Here is a 1,861-nt window from a genome sequence, read left to right on the forward strand (position 1 = left end):
AAGAAGAAGCCAGGCTTCCGCTACTTCGTCGGCCGGCCAGGCGACCGCATGCCGCTGGGCGTGTACCAAAGCATGCGGGGCGGTGGCCCTGGATCGCTCAAGCCGGTGATGGTGTTCGTACGCTACGCCAGCTATCACAAGATTTTCGACTTCGAATACGTGGTCGAGAAGACCGTTGAGAAAGAGTTTGCCAGCCAGTTTGCGCGCGCCTACGTCGAGGCGCTGCGGACCGCACGCTGACACAAAGAAAGGTTGCTATTATGAAATCACATCCAATGGAAACAATCGAGCAAAAACGCATGTTGCGTTATCGCAACAATGCCTCAATAGCAATGTTTCAAATGGGAAATATTTCTCAAAGGTACTCCCCAGCCTCCCCTTGCAAGGGTAATTCGAACCCCCTTTTTCCGCTAGTCACAGGGTATTTGCAAGGGGGTTGTATTGTCTGATTTGTATATGCCAATGACACAAACCGCCTTCGGCGCTCTAGTGGGAGTAAGCCAGCAGGCTGTCGGCAATCTGGTCGCGCGCGGCATCCTCGATTCGAGCATGTCCGGACAACAGATGCTGCACGCCTACTGCTCGCACCTGCGCGAGACAGCAGCCGGCCGATCATCTGGCGGCGACCTGGACCTGGTCGCCGAACGTGCCATGCTGGCCAAGGTGCAACGCGAGCGCATCGAGATGCAGAACGGCGTCACGCGCGGCGAGCTGGCGCCGGTGGTGTTGATCGAAGAGGTGCTGTCGAAGGCCGGCGCGCGCATCGGCGGCCTGTTCGACGCCATCCCTGGCGCGGTGAAGCGGCGCGTGCCGTCGCTGTCGTCGGACGAGATCGGCAACATCGAAAAAGAGATCGCCAAGGTGCGCAACATCGTGGCCAATATATCGCTGGCCGACCTCCGGGACGACGAAGAGGAAGATGGCACGGCACCTGAACATCAGGTGATCGAGGACCAGGGCGAATGAGCGATCTGGCCGAAGTCCTCAATTGGCGATCGCCTGAGCTGTCCGTCTGCCTGACGCGCGGGCTGAGCACGTTCGGCGTGCCTGAGCCAATGACACTGGACGAATGGGCCGGCAAACACTTCTACCTGTCGAAGGAATCGTCGTACGTCGAGCAGGCGTGGGAAGCCTGGCCGTTCCAGCGCGCCATCATGGCCTGCATCAGTAACGACGATATCGCCGAAGTCGATTTCATGAAATCGGCCCGCGTCGGCTATACCAAGATGCTGCTGGCGGCGATCGCCTATTTCATCGAGCACAAGCGCCGCAACCAGGCACTGTGGCAGCCGACCGACGGCGACAGCGACGAATTCGTCAAGACCGAGCTAGAGCCGATGCTGCGTGACGTGAAAGCCATGCGCAAGGCGTTCCCGGCCCATATGTCGCGGCACAAGGACAACACGCTGCAGCAAAAGAAATTCCTCGGCTGCATGCTGCACACGCGCGGCGGCAAGGCGGCGCGCAGCTATCGCCGCATTTCCGTCGACAATGCGCTGCTTGATGAGCTCGACGCCTTCGATGGAGACGTCGAAAAAGAGGGAGATCCGATCACCCTCGCGGCCAAGCGCGTCGAGGGCGCCACGTTTCCAAAGCTGGTGGCGGGCTCTACCCCAGGCCTGAAAGGCTTTTCGCTGATCGAAGCCCGTTTCATCCTGGCCGATGCGCGCTTCCAGTTCGCCATCCCTTGCCCGGATTGCGGCGATTTCCACCCGCTATCCTGGGGCGGCAAGGACGAAGCGACAGGTTTCAAATGGCTCGATAACGATCCGGACAGCGTACGCCACCTTTGCCCACATTGCGGCTCGATGATCGACCAAGGCCAATATTTGGCGGCGGCGCCGGCCGGCCGCTGGCAAAA

2 protein-coding genes and 1 pseudogene are annotated in these 1,861 nt (G+C 60.0%); all 3 read left to right on the forward strand.

Translation table 11 applies throughout. The features are described from left to right. A pseudogene (locus AC0V2Y_RS27415) lies at nt 1–240 on the forward strand (hypothetical protein); the annotation flags it as partial. A gap of 216 nt (nt 241–456) precedes the next feature. Next, a complete protein-coding gene (locus tag AC0V2Y_RS27420) occupies nt 457–966 on the forward strand; it encodes a terminase small subunit (RefSeq protein ID WP_475418039.1) in 510 nt (169 codons plus the stop codon). Further along, a partial coding sequence (locus tag AC0V2Y_RS27425) for a phage terminase large subunit family protein (RefSeq protein ID WP_475418415.1) occupies nt 963–1,861 on the forward strand: 899 nt, incomplete at its 3' end. The genes AC0V2Y_RS27420 and AC0V2Y_RS27425, both read left to right, overlap by 4 nt.

It is taken from the genome of Janthinobacterium sp. BHSEK (genome assembly GCF_056174685.1).